The 24,273-nt window shown below is 37.9% G+C and carries 24 protein-coding genes; 3 read left to right on the top strand and 21 right to left on the bottom strand.

The features are described 5' to 3' along the window. The first annotated feature begins 8 nt into the window (after positions 1 to 8). Positions 9 to 848: a class I SAM-dependent methyltransferase gene (locus PHH40_01285; protein MDD2766381.1), complete on the top strand. Its 840-nt coding sequence runs from the start codon at positions 9 to 11 to the stop codon at positions 846 to 848. Here the strand turns inward: PHH40_01285 and PHH40_01280 are convergent. From PHH40_01280 to PHH40_01220, 13 genes are all read right to left on the bottom strand, one after another. Continuing rightward, complete coding sequence (locus tag PHH40_01280; protein MDD2766380.1) at positions 845 to 1,945, bottom strand: glycosyltransferase family 4 protein; 1,101 nt, start codon at positions 1,943 to 1,945, stop codon at positions 845 to 847. The two genes, PHH40_01285 and PHH40_01280, sit on opposite strands and share 4 nt — an antisense overlap. A gap of 1 nt (position 1,946) precedes the next feature. Further along, a complete protein-coding gene (locus PHH40_01275) occupies positions 1,947 to 2,762 on the bottom strand; it encodes a glycosyltransferase (protein ID MDD2766379.1) in 816 nt (271 codons plus the stop codon). 7 nt (positions 2,763 to 2,769) lie between these two features. Further along, entirely contained in the window at positions 2,770 to 3,498 is a 729-nt protein-coding gene (locus tag PHH40_01270) for a methyltransferase domain-containing protein (protein MDD2766378.1), read from the bottom strand. Positions 3,499 to 3,513: 15 nt separating this feature from the next. Then, positions 3,514 to 4,644 carry a hypothetical protein gene (locus PHH40_01265; GenBank protein MDD2766377.1) on the bottom strand — a complete coding sequence of 377 codons (1,131 nt, stop codon included), beginning with the start codon at positions 4,642 to 4,644 and terminating at the stop codon, positions 3,514 to 3,516. A gap of 4 nt (positions 4,645 to 4,648) precedes the next feature. Continuing rightward, positions 4,649 to 5,776: a methyltransferase domain-containing protein gene (locus tag PHH40_01260; GenBank protein ID MDD2766376.1), complete on the bottom strand. Its 1,128-nt coding sequence runs from the start codon at positions 5,774 to 5,776 to the stop codon at positions 4,649 to 4,651. Positions 5,777 to 5,801: 25 nt separating this feature from the next. Continuing rightward, complete coding sequence (locus PHH40_01255; protein ID MDD2766375.1) at positions 5,802 to 6,341, bottom strand: HAD hydrolase family protein; 540 nt, start codon at positions 6,339 to 6,341, stop codon at positions 5,802 to 5,804. 5 nt (positions 6,342 to 6,346) lie between these two features. Then, the gene (locus tag PHH40_01250; protein MDD2766374.1) at positions 6,347 to 7,930 is read right to left on the bottom strand and encodes a nucleoside-diphosphate-sugar pyrophosphorylase; all 1,584 of its coding nucleotides are present in this window, start codon (positions 7,928 to 7,930) and stop codon (positions 6,347 to 6,349) included. Positions 7,931 to 7,947: 17 nt separating this feature from the next. Further along, on the bottom strand, positions 7,948 to 8,619 hold the full coding sequence (gene rpe, locus PHH40_01245; protein ID MDD2766373.1) for a ribulose-phosphate 3-epimerase: 672 nt from the start codon (positions 8,617 to 8,619) through the stop codon (positions 7,948 to 7,950). 9 nt (positions 8,620 to 8,628) lie between these two features. Then, entirely contained in the window at positions 8,629 to 9,183 is a 555-nt protein-coding gene (locus tag PHH40_01240; GenBank protein ID MDD2766372.1) for an SIS domain-containing protein, read from the bottom strand. Positions 9,184 to 9,213: 30 nt separating this feature from the next. Beyond that, positions 9,214 to 10,566, bottom strand: a complete 1,353-nt coding sequence (locus PHH40_01235; GenBank protein ID MDD2766371.1) for an oligosaccharide flippase family protein — start codon at positions 10,564 to 10,566, stop codon at positions 9,214 to 9,216. A gap of 222 nt (positions 10,567 to 10,788) precedes the next feature. Beyond that, complete coding sequence (locus tag PHH40_01230) at positions 10,789 to 11,487, bottom strand: nucleotidyl transferase AbiEii/AbiGii toxin family protein (GenBank protein ID MDD2766370.1); 699 nt, start codon at positions 11,485 to 11,487, stop codon at positions 10,789 to 10,791. Positions 11,488 to 11,498: 11 nt separating this feature from the next. Beyond that, positions 11,499 to 12,071 (bottom strand): hypothetical protein, encoded by a 573-nt coding sequence (locus PHH40_01225; GenBank protein MDD2766369.1) that lies wholly within the window; start codon positions 12,069 to 12,071, stop codon positions 11,499 to 11,501. 163 nt (positions 12,072 to 12,234) lie between these two features. Beyond that, positions 12,235 to 13,083, bottom strand: coding sequence for an NAD(P)-dependent oxidoreductase (locus tag PHH40_01220; protein MDD2766368.1), 849 nt, complete (start codon positions 13,081 to 13,083; stop codon positions 12,235 to 12,237). 120 nt (positions 13,084 to 13,203) lie between these two features. On the opposite strand from PHH40_01220, the gene PHH40_01215 reads away from it, so the two are divergent. Both PHH40_01215 and PHH40_01210 read left to right on the top strand, forming a co-directional pair. Further along, positions 13,204 to 14,700, top strand: a complete 1,497-nt coding sequence (locus PHH40_01215) for a glycosyltransferase family 39 protein (GenBank protein ID MDD2766367.1) — start codon at positions 13,204 to 13,206, stop codon at positions 14,698 to 14,700. Positions 14,701 to 14,735: 35 nt separating this feature from the next. Continuing rightward, positions 14,736 to 15,449, top strand: a complete 714-nt coding sequence (locus PHH40_01210) for a hypothetical protein (GenBank protein ID MDD2766366.1) — start codon at positions 14,736 to 14,738, stop codon at positions 15,447 to 15,449. Positions 15,450 to 15,497: 48 nt separating this feature from the next. On the opposite strand, the gene PHH40_01205 is transcribed toward PHH40_01210, so the two are convergent. From PHH40_01205 to PHH40_01170, 8 genes are all read right to left on the bottom strand, one after another. Beyond that, positions 15,498 to 16,160 carry a class I SAM-dependent methyltransferase gene (locus tag PHH40_01205; GenBank protein MDD2766365.1) on the bottom strand — a complete coding sequence of 221 codons (663 nt, stop codon included), beginning with the start codon at positions 16,158 to 16,160 and terminating at the stop codon, positions 15,498 to 15,500. A 344-nt stretch (positions 16,161 to 16,504) separates the two neighbouring features. After that, positions 16,505 to 17,557, bottom strand: a complete 1,053-nt coding sequence (locus PHH40_01200; protein ID MDD2766364.1) for a Fic family protein — start codon at positions 17,555 to 17,557, stop codon at positions 16,505 to 16,507. Positions 17,558 to 17,661: 104 nt separating this feature from the next. Beyond that, the gene (locus tag PHH40_01195) at positions 17,662 to 18,006 is read right to left on the bottom strand and encodes a phage holin family protein (GenBank protein MDD2766363.1); all 345 of its coding nucleotides are present in this window, start codon (positions 18,004 to 18,006) and stop codon (positions 17,662 to 17,664) included. Between the two features lie 99 nt (positions 18,007 to 18,105). Further along, positions 18,106 to 18,510, bottom strand: coding sequence for a hypothetical protein (locus PHH40_01190; protein ID MDD2766362.1), 405 nt, complete (start codon positions 18,508 to 18,510; stop codon positions 18,106 to 18,108). Between the two features lie 21 nt (positions 18,511 to 18,531). Next, complete coding sequence (locus PHH40_01185; GenBank protein MDD2766361.1) at positions 18,532 to 21,681, bottom strand: hypothetical protein; 3,150 nt, start codon at positions 21,679 to 21,681, stop codon at positions 18,532 to 18,534. Positions 21,682 to 22,048: 367 nt separating this feature from the next. Continuing rightward, positions 22,049 to 23,026 carry a virulence protein RhuM/Fic/DOC family protein gene (locus PHH40_01180; protein MDD2766360.1) on the bottom strand — a complete coding sequence of 326 codons (978 nt, stop codon included), beginning with the start codon at positions 23,024 to 23,026 and terminating at the stop codon, positions 22,049 to 22,051. A gap of 182 nt (positions 23,027 to 23,208) precedes the next feature. Continuing rightward, positions 23,209 to 23,589, bottom strand: coding sequence for a hypothetical protein (locus PHH40_01175; protein ID MDD2766359.1), 381 nt, complete (start codon positions 23,587 to 23,589; stop codon positions 23,209 to 23,211). Positions 23,590 to 23,683: 94 nt separating this feature from the next. Next, positions 23,684 to 24,226 (bottom strand): peroxiredoxin, encoded by a 543-nt coding sequence (locus PHH40_01170; GenBank protein ID MDD2766358.1) that lies wholly within the window; start codon positions 24,224 to 24,226, stop codon positions 23,684 to 23,686. Positions 24,227 to 24,273 lie beyond the last annotated feature (47 nt).

Here is a 24,273-nt window from a genome sequence, read left to right as displayed (position 1 = left end):
AATACTTTATGGAAAATGAACTGTACGAAGAAAGCTATAAAAATATTAAACATTTCAGCTTTGGAAAAAATTGGCAAAATTTCCTAAAAAGCCTTACCGAGAGAAGGATACAAGAAGCTGAAAAATCACTTATTGATTTCCTTGGTGGCAAGGAAAATATTACCGGAAAATCTTTTATTGATATTGGTTGTGGTAGCGGACTCTTTTCATTGGCGGCGTACCGGCTCGGAGCGAAAAGTATCCTGAGTATCGATATCGATGATGCTTCGGTAGCGTGTGCCAAATATCTTTATGAAAAGAATGGGAAACCAGAGCATTGGCAGATAAAAACAGGGTCAGCACTCGATCAAAACTTTATCAATTCGCTTGGTGCATTCGATATTGTCTATTCCTGGGGGGTACTCCACCACACTGGTGATATGTATCAGGCGCTCCAGAACGTTACCGTGCTCATCAATCCTGAGGGAAAACTCTATGTCGCACTCTACAACGACAACCAACGGTTTATGGAAGGAACCTCAAATTTCTGGTTCAAAGTTAAAAAAATCTACAATAAAAGTAGCAGTGTTGAGAAGCACATCATCGAAGCTATTTACACGACATATTACATCATCGGACTCGCTCTGAATCTTGTAAATCCTATCGCGTACATAAAAAACTATCACTCTCTGCGAGGAATGAGCTTTATGACTGATATCAAGGATTGGCTCGGCGGATACCCATACGAATACGCATCAGAAGAAAAAATTATCTCCTATTTCAAAGAGCGAGGATTCGAATGTGAAAAAACCAATCCAGCACGAAGCATTGGTTGCAACGAATTTCTTTTTAAGAAGAATAATATTTAAATTTCTTCTAGAAGATTTTTCCATTGCTCTCCCACGATATTTATATCGTGGTTTTCTTTTACATATCGGAAAGCATTTTCTGATTTTTCTTTCCAGTCTTTCTCATCGTTCAAAAGCATACTTATCTGTTCAGCCATTTTTTCTTTGTCGCCATCCGCAACATATCCAATATTATGCTTCGTAATAACCTCATCGGGATTGACATTCAGATAGACTACTGGTGTTCGTGCCAATCCGCTTTGTATTAGAGTATACGTAAATCCTTCGAAATCAGAGGTATTTACAAATATTTTCGATTTATCAAAGTAGGGCTGTATGTCTTTGAACGGAACGAAGTCAATAAACGTCATATTCGGCAAGGATTCAGCTTTTCTTTTTATTTCTTCAAAATAATCCGAGTTATGCTTTTGCCTCGGGCAAATCATAACAAACTTATAATCGGAAATATATTTCGCTATATCTATATAGGCGTCTGGATTTTTCAACGAATCACAGCGACCAACCCATAAAACACTATCTTTTCCCTGCTCCTGCTTATTTCCCGAAAATATACCGAGATTGATATGCAAAACCTTATTCTCAGTATTTGAATGAGAGCATGCTAATAAATTTTTATGTTGTCGCACCGTCGTTACAATACGATGGGAATTCTCAAGGCCGTATTTATATATCAATCCTTTGATGCCATTTAAGTTGATATATTTTTTATTACAATCAATCTCAGATGCTGTACGATATATAAATTTTTTCTTTTTTAACTTACAGAAAAATGCAATTATACCAATTTCTGGACCCGCTCCAGAAGAAATATAGACATCTGCATCTACTTGAGAAAGATTATTCCAAAATAAAAAAACTCCACGAAAAAATCGAAGCATTCCCTTCTTACCTAGCTCGAAGGAACGAAAAACATGAATTTTTCCAAAGATTTCATCTTCTTTCTGCCCCCAATCCCCCGTAATTACCGTTACATCATACGCACTCTCCAATCCCTTAGCAACGGTATACATATCCAACTCTGCTCCACCCATAGGAGCAGAACTCTCTGGATTGAATAGACAATAAACATTAAAATTTACTATGCAAATCTTTTTCATTTCATTTTAAACTTGTATTGCCTCTCTGGTAAATTTTATCCAATCCAAACGAAAGATATATAAGATAAAAAAATTGCTCTAATATACGAAGATATCCCTTCAAAGAAAACTTAATCCTATATTTGAATACAGCGAGAAGGTTTATTTTTAACTGCAAATAAACTTGTTTTTTTTGTTTTTTTATACTCACATTATTCTCATGTACTCTATATAATAAAAGATAATCATCTAAGTTAGAAAATTCAACCCCTCTCGAATAAAATCTATACCAAAGTTCTGTATCTTCAGCGTTATCATATCGCGAATCATAATATCCGAACTTTTCAAATAATTCTTTACGGATACAACAAGTTGGATGATGAACTGGCGGTCGCCCATCAATTATACTAAAAAAAGGGGCGTTTTTAGCTTTTTTTTCTTTATTGTTGGAAAATATATAATAATGAGACCCGAGAACCCCGATATTAGGATGTAACAGCATATATTGATACTGTTTCTCAAATCGATCCGGAAGGCAAATATCATCAGCATCCATCCTGATAATAAATTGTCCCTTTGCGATTTTTATACCTCTATTCCAACTTCTTGATTGCCTCAAATTAACATTATTTTTTATATATACAATTCGCCCATCTTTTTCTGTATAATTTTGAATGATTTTTTCCGTGTCATCAGTAGACCCATCATTAATGATGAGAAGCTCAAAATTATCATATGTTTGACTCAAAATACTATCGATTGCTTCCGAAAGAAATCTTTCCCCGTTAAACACAGCCACAACAACAGAAAGTATGGGATTATAAATATGCTCAGACATATATCATTCACTTAAAAGAACTCAGAACGCGCTTCGGAAGAGACTTCAAAACAGAAAACAAAGAAACGCGAGTGGCATCAAAAAATCTTATATGATTTTTAGGATGCACTAAGTTAAGTTGATTTTTATGAGTATTCTGATGCAATAGTTGGAGATCTGTTCGGCTATCAAGTACTTCTTTTTTTACAAAAAGTAGTGCGTTCTGGGCATACCACCATTCAACAGCATCATTCCCCCAAACAGCAGGGCGAATACAATCAATAGCTATATATCCTTTTTTAAAAAATCGATCAGCCCAATATCCTTGCCATTGTTCATTAACATGATTATGCCCCCCTTGCAACGGAATAGCTGCAGAAAAAAACACAAAAGGACTCAGATTTGTAAGTGATTCAACAAAACAATCAGCACTTGATTCAGATAAATGCTCGGCTACTTCTAACGACATTGCTAAATCAAATTTACGTGAAATATTTACCGGTTTTGATAAGTCAGTTTTTTTAAATTTTGTAGCCGATATTTTAAGCATTTCTTCTAAAACATATGGGCCATCCAATCCCAACACATCATCAACACCTAGTTCCTGACATACACTAAGCCATGTCCCAACACCGCATCCTACATCAACAATTGATTTCGGATTAATCAAGTCAAAAATTATAGGCAATATTTCCTTCGCTGAAATATATGAACCATTCTGCTGATCTTCATAAAACTCCTTGTTATAGATGTGCATAGATTTTTTTTAAAATTAATCTCGTATATATACATTATACCAGCAATCTTCTATTGCCGTAATCATATGTGGGATATTTGCAGCAACCCACACGTATTCTCCAGCATTTAAATTTACCGTTTCCAAAGATGACACAATTTTCAATGACCCACTTTCAACAGAAATATATTTCAATGGAACAGTAGTAATACGTGACTTATCCGCATAATATTGAAACTTTAAACTCCTTTCTTTTGATTGGTTATATTTTTTTAAAATAGATGGTTCATAATTAACATCATTAACCACAAAAGATAATGGGTACAACCCACGCTTCATAAGAGATGTGTCAGATACACCATTGTCATCATCCCAATTCGCAAAAAGTTCTTCCGTTAGAACACCAACTTTAATTGACATTAATTCCTCGTCAAAATCAAAAAGAGACTTCTCCAAATTAAACGGCGTAGCAGGAGAATAAATTGCGAGACGAAAACCAATTTTCGTAATCATTTTATTAAGAACAAACCAAAGCAATCTGTTTTTTGGATGACGAAGAAATATCTTCCCTAGAATTTCTTGAAGAATAGAAGGTACTTTTACTATTTTTTTTCTTTCTAGCTCTAACAACTTCAGAAAATAACGCTTAGAAGCTACACTAGCAAGAGAATAGGGAAAAAAATATTTATGATTCTTTCTAATTTCACGAAGCTGTTTCGGCTCCAAGATAAATGAACAAAAGAAATCAGTAAAATCCGGGTAGATTTTTTCTATACTGTTCGTGTGTAACCCAACGTTAAAAAATGAATATTGGAAATAATCTATATCACTATCTTCCATATCTCGGATAACATCTTTGAAATGATCAAGTGATTTCAGGAGAAAATGATCCTCGAGAAAGACATAAACGTAGTCATATCTTGATCTCTCAAGCATTTTACTGGTACTTCTCGCCCAATCACCGTTATCAAGTCCAGAGAAAAAAATACAATTTTCTCCAGAATCCTCAAAAGTTTCCTGGATATATTTTATGACATCCTCGCGATACTTCCCTCGAATATTTACAAGCCAATTATCAGAAACATCATATACACGCGGAAACGTTTCTTTAAACAATCTGAGCTTAAAATCCGAGTTTATAAAGATATTACAGATTGCAGTTACCATAGCACTATTCAAAAATAATAACTTCAGGATTTATTTCCTTCAGTTGTTTCAATATTTCATCCCGATATATACCGACTTTCAAAACCACACCGACTTTCCCTTTACCTTGAAGAATCTCCGGTCCATGAACAATCAAATTTGTACCGTAAAGGCGTTTTTCTTTTTTCAAACCAGAATTATCAAGCAGTGAAACAATTTTTGTTTGGTCTAATCCAAACTCAAAAAGGTACTGTGCAAAAATGTGTGCACCAAAGAGATACACTTCACCGTCAAAATCGGATATTTTCTCGTTCAAATTCCTCACGATATCCTGGTGATATTGAATGAAATCATTAAATATTTTTTTGTACTCCATGTATTGATTTTCGAAGGTTGCGACTGCCGGCTGTCCCAGCTTTTCCGCGACATAGAATATACTGTGATCCTTGTAGAAGTACTTGTCCTTTATGACAAATCCGTGCTTAACAAAGAGATAATCGACGAAGTAGTCCGTCAAAAACATAGTGTGTTCGAAGTTTATAGCGTTCGTGTATTTATTTTCAAGCCACAACTTCAAATTCGGATAGGCACAAATGAGTTTTTGACCTGGTTTCAGGAATTTCGCTATGGATTCCACGAATTGATTCGGATCGTAGGCATGTTCCATCACCTGTGAAAAAACCACCGTATCCACATCGCCCTCATACTTGAAATTTTCATCAAAAAAAGCGCGTGTAATCTTGACCCGATCATTCCCCGGGTGCAACGGATTGGGTTCAACGAGTGTCCAAGACGTTTCTTTAGTAATGCCGGTGAAAATGTCGGCAAGCTTCCCTGCACCGCCCCCGATCTCAAGGATATTCGTCGAAGGTTGCTTCTTTATATAATCGGCAAAATCATGGTAATACCGTTCCCATGTCGGACCAGTTCCGTCAACATGTTGCTCCTGATAGAGGATATCAAGTGGGATGAGCTTATCCAGCTGAATCACACCCGATTCCGGGCATATTGCCCAACTCATATCAGCCTTAATGTCTTTCTCTGGGCCATATTCAACACAACCAAAGAAAACCGGAAAATCCTTAAATGTATGCAATTGCTCCAGATTTTCTTTTCCTGTTATTATACTTTTCTTTCTTTCAATGTATTCCATACAATAAATTTTATTTATAAAAAACCTATACTGACTTTTTATTTGTCCACGCGCCCGATCCATTCTTGAGGTCGAGCGAATGTATATCGAATGATTCATCAAAAAACTTTTCCAATATATGGAGGCACGCTTCCGCAACTGCGCCTTCTCCTCCTCTTGCCTCGGTGACAAAGTCTGCTTGTTCCTTCGTCTTATAGAATGCGTTAGCTGGTGCAATGCTATATGCAACATATTTAAAAACGAGCGGATCGAATATACCATCCCCCATGTAAATAGTCTCCTCTGGGTCGAATCGCTCACGAATCCATTCCATACGTTCAAATGTGCTCACCTGATCTAGTGGGAGTTTCATATCATCAGCAATCCTTCTTTTAGTAATAGCAAATCCATTCTTATCGCCTGAAATAGCATGGAGATGCAACCTGTCTTTCAAAAGAGAAAGAGCGTCATTGTCTTCTGGACCAAATTTTTTCATCACCTTACCATCGATGGTGTAATAGAATTTACCATCAGTGAAAACGCCATCGACATCCAATATGAAATTTTTGATTGTTTTCTTTTTCATAGTTCCTATTTTTCGTTGAGCGCGCGCCAGAGATTTAATTTCCCGAAATAAAACAAAAAAAGATCAAAAGGATGATGATGAAGCGGTGACATATTGAGCCAAATCAATGCAGTCAATATTTTCACCTTCTTTGTATCATATCCGTTTTTTTGAAGAAACTCAAATAATGCTTTCTGACACTGGACAAGGTTCTCTTTCCGATGAATATCACAAGTCACTTCGTCCTTTTCTATCTCAATTTTGAACAAATCATTATTCACGATTTCATGATTCACCGTCAAATTGTGATTTAACTTCGAAAGATCATAATACATATCCCCCGACTTCAGAAGCCCTCCGAAGTTCTGACGCCAATCCAAAAGCACATACCCTGACTTACCTTTTTTCAAAAGATTATCAAGGATGAAATCTCCATGAAACCCACTTTGCTTTGCATTACATAGCCAATCAAAATCAATCATCTTGAGCATTTTTTTGATAGTAGGAACTTTTTCACCATTGATGACAATCTCCGCGTCCTTCACCTTGCGTGAAACTAAAAACTTTTCTACTCGCTCCACTGTTTTTTTATAATAAAAATCATAACAGATTTTTTTAAATTCTTGATCGGAAACCTCCCGATTCGGCTTCCAAAGATTTTTCTTTGACCAACGCAAAAATGTACCAAAATCTATCGGGGTGGCGACCTTCGAATACAATTTTCCGTTTGCATACTTATAACGATAAAAATTCTTTGTTGATCCCTCAATTTCAGGCGCAAGTCCTCTAAGAAGCCTCCCTCTTTCAACGCGCTGCGCAACAGTTTTCTCATCATAAAAAAACTTCACTACAAACTTATCAAAAATAAAAATCGATTCATCTGATTTGTCAAGAATCCTAAACGAATCTTCGATCTCAACCCGCGCCTTATGCAAGCTCTCGACATTGCCGATGTCGTACCATTCCTCAAACGGAACGACTCCAAATTCACTCCCTTGTCCTATCATCTTACTAATTACTTCAACGTCATTGAGAGCACCGTTGGTTGGATTTTTCCTATGCAATTCTTTCAAATTTTCCCAAAAAGATTTATATTCTTGTACACCTATCAACCCGATATGCAAAAAATCAGGATCTATCATTCCTTTGTCATACATCTGTTGCACTTTCCCATCAACAACATCAAATGAAGCGTAATGAGAGGAACCCTCCCCGAGAAATCCCCCTATCCAATTCTTTTTTGGTTTTAGTATTTTTCCAGATATAATTGTATCGCAAGCATGGTAAATAAATGGACATTGCAATTGAGATGCCGCTTGCAACATAGAATATCCCAAACTACTTCCTTTCCCTTCATATTTATCAACTTCAACAAATTTGAAGTTTTTTTCCGGATAGACAAGTTTCAAAAAATCTCGGACCTGATTTCCAAAATATCCGACGGTGATAACAAATTCAGTATTCTTTGGATATGCTTCAATGATGTACGAAATAGCCGGTTTTTTACCGACTTTCACGAGAGATTTATTCGTATATTTTGTTATATCACCGAGTCTCGATCCTGTACCAGATGTTGTAATCAAAACCTTATATGCCATATCACCTGCCATATCAATATTTCTAGTAATTATAATGTCAATCGAAATTCTCGTATCTTGTCATCCAGTTTTGCTGGTGGCTGAAAAATTGTCCCTGTACCACACACCAACATATTTGCACCCGCCCTGACCATTTCAATCCCACTCGTAGGCGTGACACCACCATCAATTTCTATCATAATATCCTTGCCTGTTTCATCGATTTTTTTTCGCAACTCCGCAATTTTCCCCATGGTTCTTGGGATAAGTTTGTGACCCACAATACCAGGATTGATAGCCATCAGCATTACCAAATCCAAATCTTCCAAAATAGAATCAAGCGATGAAAGTGGTGTTCCGGGATTAAGTGCCAACCCAGCCTGAACGCCTGCACTCTTAATCTTCATTACCGTGCGATGAACATGCATAAGCGGCTCTATGTGCGGAGTAAGCATTGTCGCTCCAGCATTCACGAAGTCCTGAATATACGGCTCCGGATCCTGCACCATCATATGAACCTCTATCGGAAGATTTGTCTTGGAGCGAATAGCTTTCAAATATTCAGGAAACAATCCAAAGCGTGGAACAAATACTCCATCCATCACATCAAAATGAATATAATCAATTCCCCCTTTTTCAAGAGCAGCCAAATCCGACTCAAGATTGAAAGAATTGCCACAAATTATTGATGCAGCTAACTGACAGTGTTTGTGATCGTGCATAGTATACATTTATTCCAAATTAGAATGCCTCGCCCACATAGTATCATGGGTTTCTCTCATTTTTTCCATAAGATCTAATACAAGAGCATCAAAAAATATTCCGAGACTTTGTTCGTTTAAGGTTGTCATCGGTTGAATCGATATAAACCCCTCAACTGCTTTTGTTTTTGATGGAGCTGTAATTTTCACTACAATATCTGCAAGTTTCCCCATTCTTGATTCAGGATTACCAGTTATCAAAGCAATGCGTACACCATTTTTTTTCCCAATTTCAACAAGGTCAAATATAGTTTGAGTTTCTCCTGATCCGGATGCAACAATCAGCAAATCACCTTTGCTGATTCCGGGAACCACCGAATCACCGAGAGTAAAGGCTTTCATTCCAAGATGTCCTAATCGCATCCCAAAGCCACGTATCGCCATACCTACCCGACCAGCCCCACAAACTACTATCGTATTCGCATTCAAAATTTCATCTCGAAGCAATATAGCCTGATTTTCATCTAATGATTCAAAAACAGTCTTTATTTCACTGAGAATCAATTCAACGTTTTTCTTTATCATATTCATTTATGTTTATAATAAATAACAAGCTCATTCTACCATATCAGAAATAAACTGGGAATGAGGATTTTTTTTTGCTTTGATAAAGGTATTTATAAGATTTTTTTGAATAAATATTATCACTGAAAAATTTATGAAAAATAATAGGAGCAAAATCGGTATCGTAACAAATTTGAAATATATAAAAATTCCATAGAAAGCAATATGAAGGAAACTTACACTGTACAACCAAAAATAGTATCTCTTGAGTAGTTCTTTTGAAAGAGCCATAATTATTGATGCATTTATGGTGAAAATAATTTGAAGAATAGATAAGAATCCAAATCCGATTGCCAAAAAGACATCTGGCTTATAGGCTTTCCCAAAAATAAGCAGTATCCCATATAAAACTAAAGAAAAAATAATTCCACCAGGAACAAAAAACTGTTTCATTAATGTGTTTATTTTCGCCACATACGCTATATTATCTACTCGAGAGATAGCTGGAAAAAAGACATTATTGAATACTTGCGTCATTTGTGCAATAAGATTAGTCGAAGTCATAAAATACGCTGAATAAACCCCTAATTGTGTCACGCCAAGATATTTTGCAACAATTATCTTATCAAGCGAATTAAATACCGCGCCCAAAACCACGCCCATAAGAACAACTTTTCCATAAGACAACATCAATTTTAAAGACGTCCATCGAAACACTCCAAAATTCTCTTTCAATCGAAATAAAGTTATAAGCGAAAACAAGACGGCTCCTCCTACAATCGCATACACATAGTATTGATATTCCCTTATGCCAAACACTTTTAAAATTAAAAAAAGGAAAATAATGACCAAAGTCGCCTCAATAACACGCAAAAATGCCTGAAAACGAAAGAGAGAGAATGCTCTCAAATATCCATCGACCACACCCTTCATACCAAGAACTGATCCTAAGATGAGGGCGAGAAATAGATATTGACTATCTATATGGAAATAACTCTCAATCTTCTGATGAACGAAATAATATACACACCAAGACAAGAGAATCATCACAAAAACGAAATAATACGAACTCGAAAAAAACGATTTCCTGTCCGACATTTCTTTCTCGCTAGAAAGAAATTTCACACTTGAAACATCTGTTCCTAGATATATAAAAATTAATAGAAATTGACTCAGAATCAATACAAAATTATATTTCCCATACTCTTCGGGTCCAAAATACCGTCCCATACCAACATTTACTCCAAACATCAGTACCGAAGCAATTATCCCTCCAAAGAATGACCAGGAGAGATTTCCGATAAATTTTCTCATTTCCTCCCCCATTTCATGCCCAAAAATACGGAGATGGATGATCTCCGCAATCTGAAACAGTTTCTGCTTTATTCCTACAGATGAAATCATAAAAAGGCTCTATACAACCCCCTTATTATACGCCAATTCCGAGACTACCACAACCCATGCCACAGAGGGGTATGGAGGGATAATAGATGCTAAATAAGGGATAAGAGATAGTTGAAAAGAACGCAGATAATAATGAATTCACCCTGTGTAATCCTGTTTTACTAGAGTAAACAATTACACTGAGTGAAGATAAGTGACAGGAGATACAGAATGCAGATATTCTTATTTGAGGATATCTGATCGAACTTTCAAGAGAAAAATGGTATCATTTTTCAATTTATTCTTTACAAATACTTTCGCTTTTTCATCGATCAATTCCCCTAGACCAGCCAATAGTACATTATCAGGAATATCCTCTATGAATGCAATACAAGTCTCAAGATATGTCTTCAAAGATTCGATTTGATAAGAAGTCAGGACATCTCTATCTATATCCCACATCTGTGTCAGAAAAAAATGAGTATCATAGAGATCACGAGAAACAAATTCTTTCCTCTGTGTCATCGCGACGAGCTTCCCTGCGAACATAGACTCTTTCGTTGTGACCAACATAGGGATACCGAGATAACTCTTCATTTCATAACGAGCTCCCGTCTTTCTTGTATTTATTTCAACCTTGATCTGATGTTCACCTGCTTCATAAGAAAGCGAAAAAAATACGGTGAAAAATTTCTCTTGTTCATCTTTGACTTCTCCGTATTTCGACAATATATCGTGAATTCTCTCAAAGACGAGATCTCTATTACTCTGAGAATTTTCCAACAAATCAAAATCCAAATCGACAGAAAACCTCGGTAATTCATAAAATAAATAAGCCGCTGTTCCACCCTTGAAACCGAGAAGCGATGAAATAGTCACATCAGAATAGATATCCTTCAATATCCGGGTCATTATCAGCTTGTGTTTGTCTTTGTTAAACATATTTTTTCTTATTAATTGGCATATTCTTTCTGATATTTTTCTAATGTTTTTTGAAGTTTCTTGCTCTTGTATATTGGAACAATATCCTGACACACACTCCAATCTATTCCACGAAGGTTATCAAAGGCATAACGAGGGAAGAGGTATAGCCTATCCAAAAACGCTCGCTCCTTTGTCGCTTCGAAATAATATCCACGATTAATGAGTCCTTTTTTGTTTGTCAATACTTCATTCTTGAGCTTCTTATAAATAATCTTGGTTCCACCGACAAAGATATCACGCGAGAGATAACTCGCGACGAACAAGGATTCATAATATTGAAATATCATACCTTCCCTGGCAAGCACCGTTTCAAAACTCAAATATGCCGGTGTATATATCCGTACGATCAATTCATTTTTGTCATAGTCTTTGTTTTTGACAAAAATACCTCTTCGCAGTCGGATCAATCCCCCTGTTTTCACATAATACGAAAGCTTGGATTTGAGGTTATTAGCATTCTTTGTGCCAGTCAAAAGAGCGATTTCCCTACTTGTGAAAACCGTTTGTTTCGATCCATAGATAGTTGTCAGAAAGCTTTCCATATCATTATTATAGTCTAAAGGTATGAATTATTCTTACCTTTAGTTTACTATACTGATAAATTTTGTCAAGTACCGCCTGAAAAGATATATCTAATACAGCATTCAATTGCTAGAATTTTTTACAGATATTTATTGAAATAAAAGCAATCCCTTAACATTCTAATTACAACGCTATCATCTCCTGTATCTTCTTCTTAATATCAGTCTTGTGTTCCCAGCCGAGGAGTTCTTTTGCTTTGCTGACATTGGCCAGACTGAACATCTGATCGGTATTTGGCATCGGGAGCATTTCTCGCTCTGCCTGTGGATAGGCTTCTTTGAATATATTCCACAAATCTTCGAGAGTGATGATCTGATCACCTCCGAGATTGAAATCCTGTCTACTCGCTTTTGAATTAGTCAGACATTCGATAGTGCCACGAAGCATATCCTCTATATACGTATAACCTCTGTATGTAGTGCCGTCTCCGTAGAATGTAGCCTTTCGCCCTGCCTTGATCTGATTCAACCATTTGTACACAACCATTTCTTTTCTACCGTTCTCTCCGACAATAGTGAACGGTCGGATGATGGTATAGTCGAGTTTTGATTTCTGGAGAAGGAGTTCACCAGCAAGTTTCGTAATACCGTAGATAGATTTTGGTTTCTTGGGATAATTCTCATCTGTCGCTACCTGCTCATCATTTCCAAATACTGAACTCGATGAATAGTGTACGAGTTTCTTCACCCCCCATTTTTCTGCCATTTCGATCAAATTCACGAGACCAATAACATTGGTACTGAAATATTCTTCTGGAAAACTTTCACCTCTACGTACGCCGGCGCGTGCGGCGAGGTTGATAATAGCGTCAAATCCTTCACTCTCGAACAATCTGTCGAGTTTAAATCGATCTCTGGTATCATCTCCATTTACTTGGTCATATACTTGAAAAGTAATTTCTTTTTTATCAGCAAGAAATTTCTGCATATGTGTCCCGACAAACCCTGCTCCTCCGACAATCAAGATTTTCATATCTTCTCGTGTGAAAAAAATTAAAAAAGACTTCTGATAACCCCCTTATTATACGCTCATTCTTTTTTCTTTCCAAATAGCATTTGATACGTCATTTTTTGGATGTGATATACTGGAAATATGAATAAACAGAGGTTTCTGGCTTTTATCAAAGCTCCTGAATTTATCTTAACTCTCATTCTTGTTGTTTTTTTCTTCAAGGGTGTTTTTTTGAGCGTTCTTTTTCCTTTTTTCCAGGCTCCTGATGAACAGACTCACTATGCCACTATCCAACAACGAGCTGAGCCAAATGAAAAAACATGGACAATAAAACAAGGGAAAGATAGTTCAAATGGTATCGATATCTCTACGTATCATTTTTCAGAAGAAACCATCCAAACTGCTCAAAAATTGCAATTCGATGATGTGAAGTTTCAAAAAGAAAATACTCAGGAATTTTCTCAGTCTGATAGAGGATTACATGAAGATGAGATCATGAGTAATAACTGGAAAAGATATATAGATACCTACCCTGCGAATATTTCTGGGACAATATCTTTCTATTATTCTCTCGGAGCAAAAGTCGAACAGATACTCTCTGATCAATCTATCCTGACTCGCCTCTTCTCGATGCGTCTCCTCTCGGTTGTCATGGGAGTACTCATCGTGTTTCTTGCCTATCTCATTTCACAGAAAATCGGATTTTCCAAACAAAACAGTCTCATCATTACTGCTCTTGTCGCTTTTCAACCGATGTTTTCGGCCTCTGCTTCACAGGTAAACATCGATATTGCTCTCATCCTCGCATTTTCATTTTATATTTATGCATCTGTTTCCCTGCTCCATAGTGGAATGCACTGGAAAGATATCCTCCTTCTGATTCTTTCCTTGCCTCTCGCATTTTATTCCAAAGGCCCTGGAATCGTCTTATTTGCCATTACTCCATTCCTCCTTGGTTATCTGATTTACAAACGATTCAACATTTCATTGAAAAAGTTTTCTTTGTATGTAAGTATTGCAATATTTATACTCGTTGCCGTTATCACCCTCTCTGTTCCAAAAAGCTATTTCGTCAGTATCACAAATTTCAATGCAACCTCGAAATTTGATTCTCCAGTCGAATCTCTGACGAAATATATTGATAAGACTATCAATATGACCTCCGTTCTCCGTACAGAAAAATCTTATTGGGGTAATTTCGGCTGGCTCGACACACCTCTGTCTGGAAACATCATACAAGGTATTTGGATACTCGAAATCATAGCGTTATTCGGTATCGTATTGTTTTTTGTTCCAAAAAGATTTCTCAAAAAAATAAGAATGGGGACGGAAAAAAGTTATCTCCCTGAAAAAAAATATATTCTGTTCTTTTTCGGTATTATGATAGCACTTCAGCTCGCTATTCGATTCTTCGATTGGCGTATATTTGATGCATACAAACAAATTCTCATCGGCCAACCAGGACGCTACTTCTTACCAACTATCATTCCTCATATCATAGTTATGGCAGTTGGTTTGGGCTTTTTCACTCGAAGCAAGAAACAATTCGATATTCTCATCAAAACACTTCTTGTTTCAATGATTTTACTCTCCTTGCATGCGATGATCGATGTTATTATCCCTCGTTATTATCTCTAGAACAGTATCAAGTATCTTGTATTATGCATAACGGTATGAAAATAATTGAGTTCATAGAAGAACAGAAAAGAAAAATCCTTGTTACGCTTTTTGTGAGTTGGCTTATTTGGATTTTCGGTTCATTTTTTGCAAATTTGAGTTTTCCTGATTCCAGCTACACTTTCCCCGGAAGAACACATCAAGTAAAACTCGATCCGGAGAAACCAGTGACACAAACATTCATTGCGAAAGAAAACAATCTTAATCAGATAAAAATTGTTCTCGGCAATTCAGATCTCGAATTCAGAGAAAAAATAGTTTTCGAACTTGCTGATGCTACTTGTGAGAAAATACTTGCACAGAGCACATATCATTCTTATGATCTGTCTCCTTCTACCTATTATCATTTCACATTTCCTCCTCTGACTCATTCATTCGGACAAACGTACTGTTTCAAAACGACGTACTACTCACTGGTCAATCGCAAGGGTGATCGCCCATACCTCGGTGCAAGCAAAGGAGAACAGTTTCTCGGCTGGTCATATACCAATATAGGAAGTTATCTCATATACGAAAATAGGACACTCCAGATGCGTCCTGCTTACGGTACTGGAAGTTTCTTGGGCGACCTCGGGCAACTCAATAACCGATTGTCACAGTACAAGCCAGAATTCCTCAAAGGAACCAGTCTTACTCTCATATTTTCTCTCTTCTTTATTGGCACTCTAGGGCCTGTTTATTTACTCGTTTTCAAAAAAGAAGAGGAATAATAAAAAGCCATTCTAAATATGAATGGCTTTTCTAAAATCTCAAGCTTGTTACTTTTGAATCACAATAGTAAATCCATTCCCTACTTTGTCATCGACGTTCTGAACCTCGACGATATTCCAGCCGAGATATTTTACTATCTCTACCATATCCTCGGTAATCCAGACAGAATAATGATCATCTGGATTTGGATTCCTCACAATGCGTCCTTCATAGCAATCAATGAGCTCTTGAAGTTTTGTTCGTTCTCGTCCTTTGTCAAAAGTTCTTTCTTTGTGAGGAACAATCATGAAAATATATCCTCCCTTGCGAATGAGCCTATACCATTCTTTTAGTGTTTTGATCGGATTTGGGAAATGTTCGATGACATGTGCGCTCAAGACGAAATCCTGACTCTCATCAGGGAGAGGTATTTCATCGCCAGGAGCGACAATGTCTACTTTCAATGATTCTCCAGTAAACTTCTTTTCAAGCTTCTTATACTGATTTTCTTCAACAGTATAATCAACGTTCTTCGTATCGAGGCCAAATGGATTATGGACAGAACCTCCTATTTCCAAACCCTTCAATCCATCGAGGTATTTGTGGGCGAGTCTGCTTTCTGGGAACTTGATATGGAGGCGTTGTTTGAATGCATTATAAAAAAGAAATATTCTTTTTGGAATATATTTCTTTATCTTGGTCACATACAAATCACGAAATTTTATATTCATAGTTTATTTTTCCTCTGTTAAATCAGTCTTGGCAAGCATCCAAATGAGCTCACGATAGTTTTCATGTGCTTTCATCATAATACGCCTATTATACCACACCCCTTCCCTCAAAGAAAATCTCACTCATTCACTACTTTTTGTCAATTAGTAGTGAATAGACACCAAAAACAACCATCCATTCACTACTTTTAAGATTAATTATATAATTTTATATACGATTAATAGATGTATTTTAGACGATTCAGACATAGACAAATCAGCATTTTCTGCTACAATGACATTAAAGATCCCGGCCAAGAGGTAACACTCAACATCGTTAGGCGGGGATTTTTTATTTTTAGAGCTTATTTCAAAATATAAGCTGATGCTGGACCTTTGCCAACCTGTTTGATGGTTCCTATCTTCTTCAGTCTCAATAGATGAAACTGTGCAGTTCTTTTTGGACAACCAAGAATATCAACAATATCAGATACATTGATCCTCCCCATCTTATCAATGAAATCAAGAATTTTCATCTGATCCTCTGCTAAATATATCTGGGAATTGATGTCGCTATTTACTCTTCGTGCAGATAATAACAAAATTTTATTTTTCACATCATCGATTTCTTCTTTGAAACCAAGTGTGAAGTATTCAAGCCATGGCGTGAAATCTACTTTTCTCTCAGAATAGGTCTCCCCTATATTTATTGCCTTATAATAATCTTGCCGTTCTCTGTTGTAATAATCCTCCAATGCAAAGAGTTTTCGAAAATCGTATCCTCGCTTGTAAAGAATAAGCGTCGCCATAGCTCTCGCGGTACGTCCATTTCCATCAGCAAAAGGATGAATAGCTGCAATCTCTTGGTGTACGATGCCTGCTACAATCACAGGATTGATTTCTGTTTCACTCTTCATTATCCATGCCATCAGATTCGCACAGAGAGTCGGGACTTTTTCTGCATCTGGACCAGTGTACATAACTTCTGTCGGCATCCCCAATTTCCGCCTCACAACATAGACAGGGCTTTTTCTATAATGACCAGACTGTTCTTCTGGTAAAGTTTTATGAGTCACAAGCTTGTGAATCTTCAATAATACTTTTTCCGTTATAACTTTCTTTTCCTGAACGATTTCTTCAATATATTTCAAAGCATTTAAATAATTCTGTACCTCAAAAATATCACGATTCGGCGCATCTATTTTTCTCTTTCCTACCAGCGCCTCGACATCATAAACATTCAACTGATTCCCTTCGATGGCGGTCGAATGATGTACCGATCGTACTAGAGCCTGCCGACGTAGCATCAGCTCATTCTTTGGTAAGATTCGGGCATGTTCAATAACAGACTTCACTTCAGCAATAGAAGTAAGCATCGAAACAATACTGTCTGTTAACGTATATTTTGGGTTGAACATAGTTTTTCCCTGTTCCGTTTATATGCCTACAGTATAGCACATAAATGATAATCGCGCAATAATCGCGCAATGTATCGCGCAAAGATAACAGGATATATTTTTGTCTATATTTCAGTCTTGTGCATGGCCCAGTGGGTGATAGTGCCAATAGCCGAAAGGATGAGAGCGCCGAGCACGGCTGCAAGGAATCCACGGACTGCGAATCCCTGAATCAGTCCTCCGAGGAGCCAGAGGAGGAATCCGTTGATAATGAAGGTGAAGATACCAAATGTGAGAAGGTTAATCGGCAGGGTCAAGATAAGAAGAATTGGTTTGATCGTCACATTGATCAGTCCCCACACGAGAGCGAGGATAAGCGCGGTACCTATCCCCTTCACGCTGATTCCTGAGACGAGATATGGAAGCACGAGAAATGCCATTGCACTCACGAGCCATTTCAATAACATCATAGTTTTGTTGTTACGATTTACCTCTACAGTATAGCACTTCTTTCTTCCTGTTTCTAATGAGTCAATTTGTATTCATTTGGAAGCCTTGCTTCCAAATCATTACTTGCGATAGACTGAAACAATTCTCACAAGAGAGATGACAATGAAGATGAAATAGAAGATGCCGATGAGAAAAATATCAAAACCTCCTGCTATAGCACCACTGATGCCCATTCCACCACTTCTGGTTTTGGAATTGACGAGGAGGGTTACCAGCATGATGATCGGTATGAAAAAGCGAGCAGGTTTCCACCAGGCTTCAAATACTTCGTCTCGCATTTTGTAGGTGATGAGGGAGAGGAAAAATACAACAGGAAATATACCAAATATTATTTGTATTAAATCTGAAGTTTTTCTACAATCATAATTGTTCATTTCACAGATACCAAATATTGCTGGATACATTGCTAAGAAAAAAAATCCTGTACTAATAAGTCCAGCCCACAAAACATTTCTTTTATTCATATCTCTTGTTATTCTAATAAATTAATACCCTATCTCAATATTTCCCTGATGAGTCATAAGCATAGGAATGATCAGTCCTGAGCGTTTCTGCTTCTGCTTCATATCTTCTTCCTCATTATCATCTTCATCATTTTCATCTTCATCCGATTCTCGTAACTTATCAATGATGATAGTGGTATCTTGTTTGGGTATATAATGTGATTTCAGTGTGCGAGATGCAGTGCGGATGTCTGTCACAAACGAAGTGTATCGTCCGACACTCTTCTTCGTCTGACTGAAGTGATATTCTGCCTTTGTATTCTCAAAAGAAGTCGTAACACCATTGTAACATATCGAATCGAGTTCGAAAGTGAGTTTCTGATCTTTCTCCGTGTATTTCTCGGTGTAAGTAAGTATCGTACTATTTCCCGCACGATCAATAACGGTCAGTATCTGTTTTTGTTGTTTTTCTTTCTTTTCTTCTCGCTCTTCATGATTTCGATCCTTTTCTGATTCTCTAAGCATTGTAGTATACGTCGTTGTGGTTCTGCTTTCATCGATGATATCTACTCCCATTTTATTCGTCTTGGTATCGAAGAAAAGTTTCACTTCTGGCGGAGTCTGATCGAGTGGAGGAAGCATCACCTTTTCCCCTACTTTCGGCTGAAGAAAGAAATCAGAAACACCATCACCGTCGGTATCAATGATCAGCGGTGAAGCACCTCCGATGGTGCCATCTGTCACCTCGAGAGTCGCTGTCGTCTCAGCTGAATTCGGAATACCAGAGAAAATCGTCTCTGCAATCGCTGTACCATTCTCCATTTCTCGCATTTCCAGTGTAAAAGATCCCTCTGCTAGTCCATCGAGTATCACTGTATGTACTGTCGAAGCTGGGAGAGAAATATACTGCACTTCACCGAAACGCTTGTACGTTGCTCCTGAAATAATCGAAACTGAGGCACTGATTTCATTACCAACAGTATCACGAACTGAAAGTGTGAGTGGTGAATGCAAAATATATTGCAATCGTTTCTCTGAAGAAATAGATGGTACGGAAGGAGAGATGTATTCAGGGAGATCGTTTGACAATTTCATCACGACCTTATTCTTGATGAAATCTCTCAATGTAGGAACTTCGAGAATGTCTGCGTGTTTTCTATTGAAGTTCACATCGTTAAAATTAAACAGATCCACCCAATACCGTTTTGTATCCATCGATAAAGCACTCGGCGTCACTACTGTACCATCACCATCGATCACCATCTCTGGAGAATACTCAAGTTTCGGTCCTGATTCGAGACACCAACCACGGAAACTCTTCGTACAGATTTCCCCTGTCCAATATTTGATTGTTCCAAGTGTTTCTTCACCAAAACCAGCAATCTGATAAACAGAAATGGATGCAGGGACAGTGAAATCATCGAGTGTGTTGTGAACGTCTTCGGCAAGATTGAAAAGTTTCGTATTGACTCTGCTCGGACGGATGACATCACCTGAATCAGCAGAAACCTTGCCTTCAGAATCGAGAAGAAAACTTCGCAAGGATTCTTCTGTAGAAATCTCATTGCCATATTTGCTGATAAATGGATTCGTAAGGAGTCCATCTCGAAAGGAGATAACAGGCGTACTCGTCGTACTTCCATTTCCACTGAAATATGCTTTCGATGGAAGGAGATTGTATGCACTCGGCATATTCTGCGCCAATGTACGAGCAGTTTTTGGTGAAAGAACCCATGGAAGCCAGTCTGTAGGCAGTCCCTGATCATACCCATGGAGAATAGCTCCAATAGATTGAGGTGTACCGACTTGTGGCACTGCTACGAGCACGATGTTATCGATTAATTTTTCAGCTTCTACTCCGAGTGTCTGTGTGAGCGCCTTGGCAACGAGCCCTCCATTGGAATGAGCGATGATCGTCACTTTGCCTGTTTTTGAAGTGCTTGCGAGACGTCGTAATTCACGCACAATATATGGTGCAATGGATTTCTCGGTATAGAAAATTTTCTCTCTATCTAATACTGCACCGCCAGCAAGGATATCTTCGAGTGACAAACGCCAATCATAAGGGATAGCGGAATAATCGACAATAATCTTCTCGTCGTTCTTCCATTTATCCAAATCAGCAAGGAATGATTTATAGATATTTTTTTGTCCTGCTTGCGACACGTTCACTTCATCTAGCACATCTTTCGTATACACATCAGGATTGATACTTTTTCCATCCTCATCAAGAAACAATTTTTCCGCATCTGCATTCCTATTTGGTTCCCAGAGTTGGTTCTCACAGTTGAGGAGGAGACAGCCTGGATCATCTTGCACATAGAGCCTGCTCGCTTCAAGTCCTGGCAAAAACAGAACATTGGAGAAACAGTTCTCTGTACATACTCCATCTGACGCTTGTGCAGATGCAGGGTTATCGAGCCAAGGCAAAAAATTGATCGTTCCAATAATTTTCTGATACGGTCGTGGATAATACTCACCGCAATTTACAGTACAAGCAATAGGACCATTCACATTGTCCCACCAATTATGTCTTACATCCAGGAATCCGAACTGATTTTGATCAACAATATCAATCTCATTTTGTGAAAATTTCGATCGCCAGATTTTCGTACCAAAAGATGAACTCTGAACAGTGTATATTGCAAGTGCATTATCATGAAAGTTCGCTCCTTCAATATCGAGTTTTCCCGTGTCATACGCTGTAAATGCTCCGCTATAGAACCATGCGGCATTGGCATACTGAAAAAGGGAATCATTTTTGTTCTTCTGAACCATAAAGGATTCAAAAATACTCCCTCCTCCAGACACATCTATATTCCGCGCATATACACTGCCAGAAACAACAATAGCATAATGATCATCGACATTTGAGGCGTTCTTTTTTCGGAAGATAACAGGTTCGCTCGTCGTGCCCTCTACTCTGAGGATGCCTTGTATATCGAAGCTTGATTGTCCTTCAAACTCTATGATAGTGCCAGGCTTGATCGTGAGTGTCGCTCTATTCTCTACTATAGCGTATCCTGATATCGTTTGAAGTCCAGACCACTCTGTATTTGAATCGATAATAATATCGACAGCACCTACAGAGGGAGTACTGATGAAAAATTGAAAATGGAGAGGCGAAAAAACAAGTGAAGATGCAAGAAAAAAAACGAGAAAATATCGCTTAGTGTTTTTTATTCTTAACATACCAGATAATGAGAATAATATTTATGACTGGCCAAATGAAAACATTCACTACAGGGATAACATACGATGTGTCACCTAAAAAGTAGAGAATAGAGATAATGTTTAACGAACAAGAAAGCCAAATCCAAACAATATATTTGTTATATTTCCTCAAAATAATAAATTCTATTGAAACCAGAAATAATAAAAAACCAATAAATATATTTGCAAAAAAACTACCCAGTTCTATAGAATCAATCATACTCTTTTCTTTTTGTATCCTGTTATATTCCCTCTATACTCTTTTGAAAACAGTATACCAAAAAAGACGGAGAGAATAAATATTTCTGTCAATCATCGAATAATCATGATACCGAGAACAATCTCCCTATTTCTTGCTGATGAGCATGATTACGAGTTTTACGAGTTTGTCCTTGTCTTTCGGATCGCTCTCTGCGATAAGGAGCGTGATAGCCGTCAGAGCTTCAGGAGTGAGACGTGTGGTATCGAGTACTTTGGCCCAGTTCAGAAACCAAACAAATGAGTATGCACCCGTTCTCTTGTTCCCATCGACAAATGGATGATTTTTCACGATGAAATAGAGGAGATGAGCTGCCTTGGACTCGATACTTGGATAAACATCAGTACCACCAAATGCCTGCATCACGTTGCCCACTATCCCTTCGAGAGCATCGTGTGTACGCTCGGATGCAAAGAGTTCTGTCGCCTCGCCCTTGGTCATGAGCTCGGTTTTGAGAACAGCGACGCTTGCAGTGAGTCTGGCTCCCGTGAGTGCCACTTTCTTCTTGGTGGGTTTCTTGATATCAAATGCTTCTCTGTCGTACGCATCGAGAGACATCCACGTGTCTGCGAACAAGCGCACGAGCTCGAGGATACTTCCGGTATCACTCTTCATTCCTTTCGGTAGAAGTGACTTCACATCGGTCACGGCTTGCATAAAAGCATCATAATTCTTGCCTATCCGCGAACGATTAATAGTGTATCCATCGACAATATGCGTCCGCAAAGTCTGCGTCGCCCAAATGCGAAAAAGCGTTGCTTGTTTACTATTCACCCGATATCCAATCGAGATAACCGCATCGAGGTTATAAAATTGAGTTTTATAGTTTTTTCCATCTGCGGCAGTATGTTCCAAAATGGAACTAACTGATTTTTCTTTTAGCTCACCGTCCACAAAAATATTACGCAGATGTTTCGTAATAGCTGGTCTTTGTGTTCCAAAAATATCTGCAATTTGAGCCTGTGTCGCCCAAATTGTTTCATGCTGAAAATCACCCTGAAGCTCAACTGCTCCTGATTTCGCCTGATAAATGACTGCCTGTTTTTTCATTTCTTGTTTTTTCATAAGTCTTTTTTTAATGTTTACAATATTTACATAAAGAATAACACAAAAATAAATCTTTGTAAAATAGAAAAGACTGCTCGGTAGAGTATGACTGGAAAAATAAAAAAGGATGGTGCAGTGTTTCCTGTACCATCCTTGATTGTTCGTTGTGTGACCTTTTAGAAAAATGTACTAAGACAGTATTATAGCACATTTTTGTTATCCTGTCCAGTAAGCAATCTGATACCAATCGCATAGATACCATACTGTTGTATGCGATCTTCATATCCCTCCAAACTATTATAACTTCTTATTCCTCCTTCGATGTCGAGTCCGCTCGAGAGCACATTCGCCGTCCCCTCTGTTTCAAGCATCGTTCGCACATCTCTATAATGAGTCACAGACAATACTTCACACTGCATCTTTTCCAGAGTGACATTGTTCGTGAAAGCAATGGTGTCTCCCCTCTTCATCGTCTCATATCGTTTGTCATCGACATCTTTCGGAGTTCTTCCTTCGATTTTTTTTGTTCCAGATTTGATAGCTTGGAACGGTCGGTCATTGAGTTCGAGTGTATAGTGCATAAAACATTTTTTTCATAATAATACTTTCATTATACACCACAAAAAAGACACCCACGAATATGAGTGCCTTTCTTTTCTGCTTTGTTTCTTTACCTTACTTCTTGGCTTGGAGATACGCGAGCATATGATCTGCATCAGATACTTCGAATGGGTCTTCGGAGTAATCATCAGAGAATCCTTCTTCGATGAACATCTGCTGTATCGTACCATCCTCGACATACATACTGTAACGCCAAGAGCGTTCTCCAAATCCGAGATTTTCTTTTCGGACGAGCATCCCCATCTTTCTGGTGAATTCTGCATTGCCATCAGGAAGCATAAACACCTGCTTGATACCGAGCTTGTCTGCCCACTGCTTCATCACGAAAGCATCGTTTACCGAGAGGCAGATCACCTGATCGATGCCGAGCTTCTGAAACTCTGCATATTTGGCTTCGTAGCCTGGGGCGTGTGTCGTCGAGCACGTAGGAGTGAATGCTCCAGGAAGAGCGAAAATCACTACTTTTTTTCCTGAGAATATTTCCTCAGACGTGAGGTCTTGCCAACGGAACGGATTCTCTCCTCCGAGAGATTCATCACGAACCCTGGTCTTGAAAACGACTGACGGGACTTTTTTGTCTACAAGTGTGTGTGACATAAGTGTACTACAATATATTTATTAGTGTCCCCTCTTTCGAGAGTACA

Source organism: Candidatus Moraniibacteriota bacterium (assembly GCA_028688415.1).
GTDB lineage: Bacteria > Patescibacteriota > Minisyncoccia > Moranbacterales > UBA1568 > UBA1568.
This window is presented reverse-complemented; position numbering and strand designations above follow the sequence as displayed.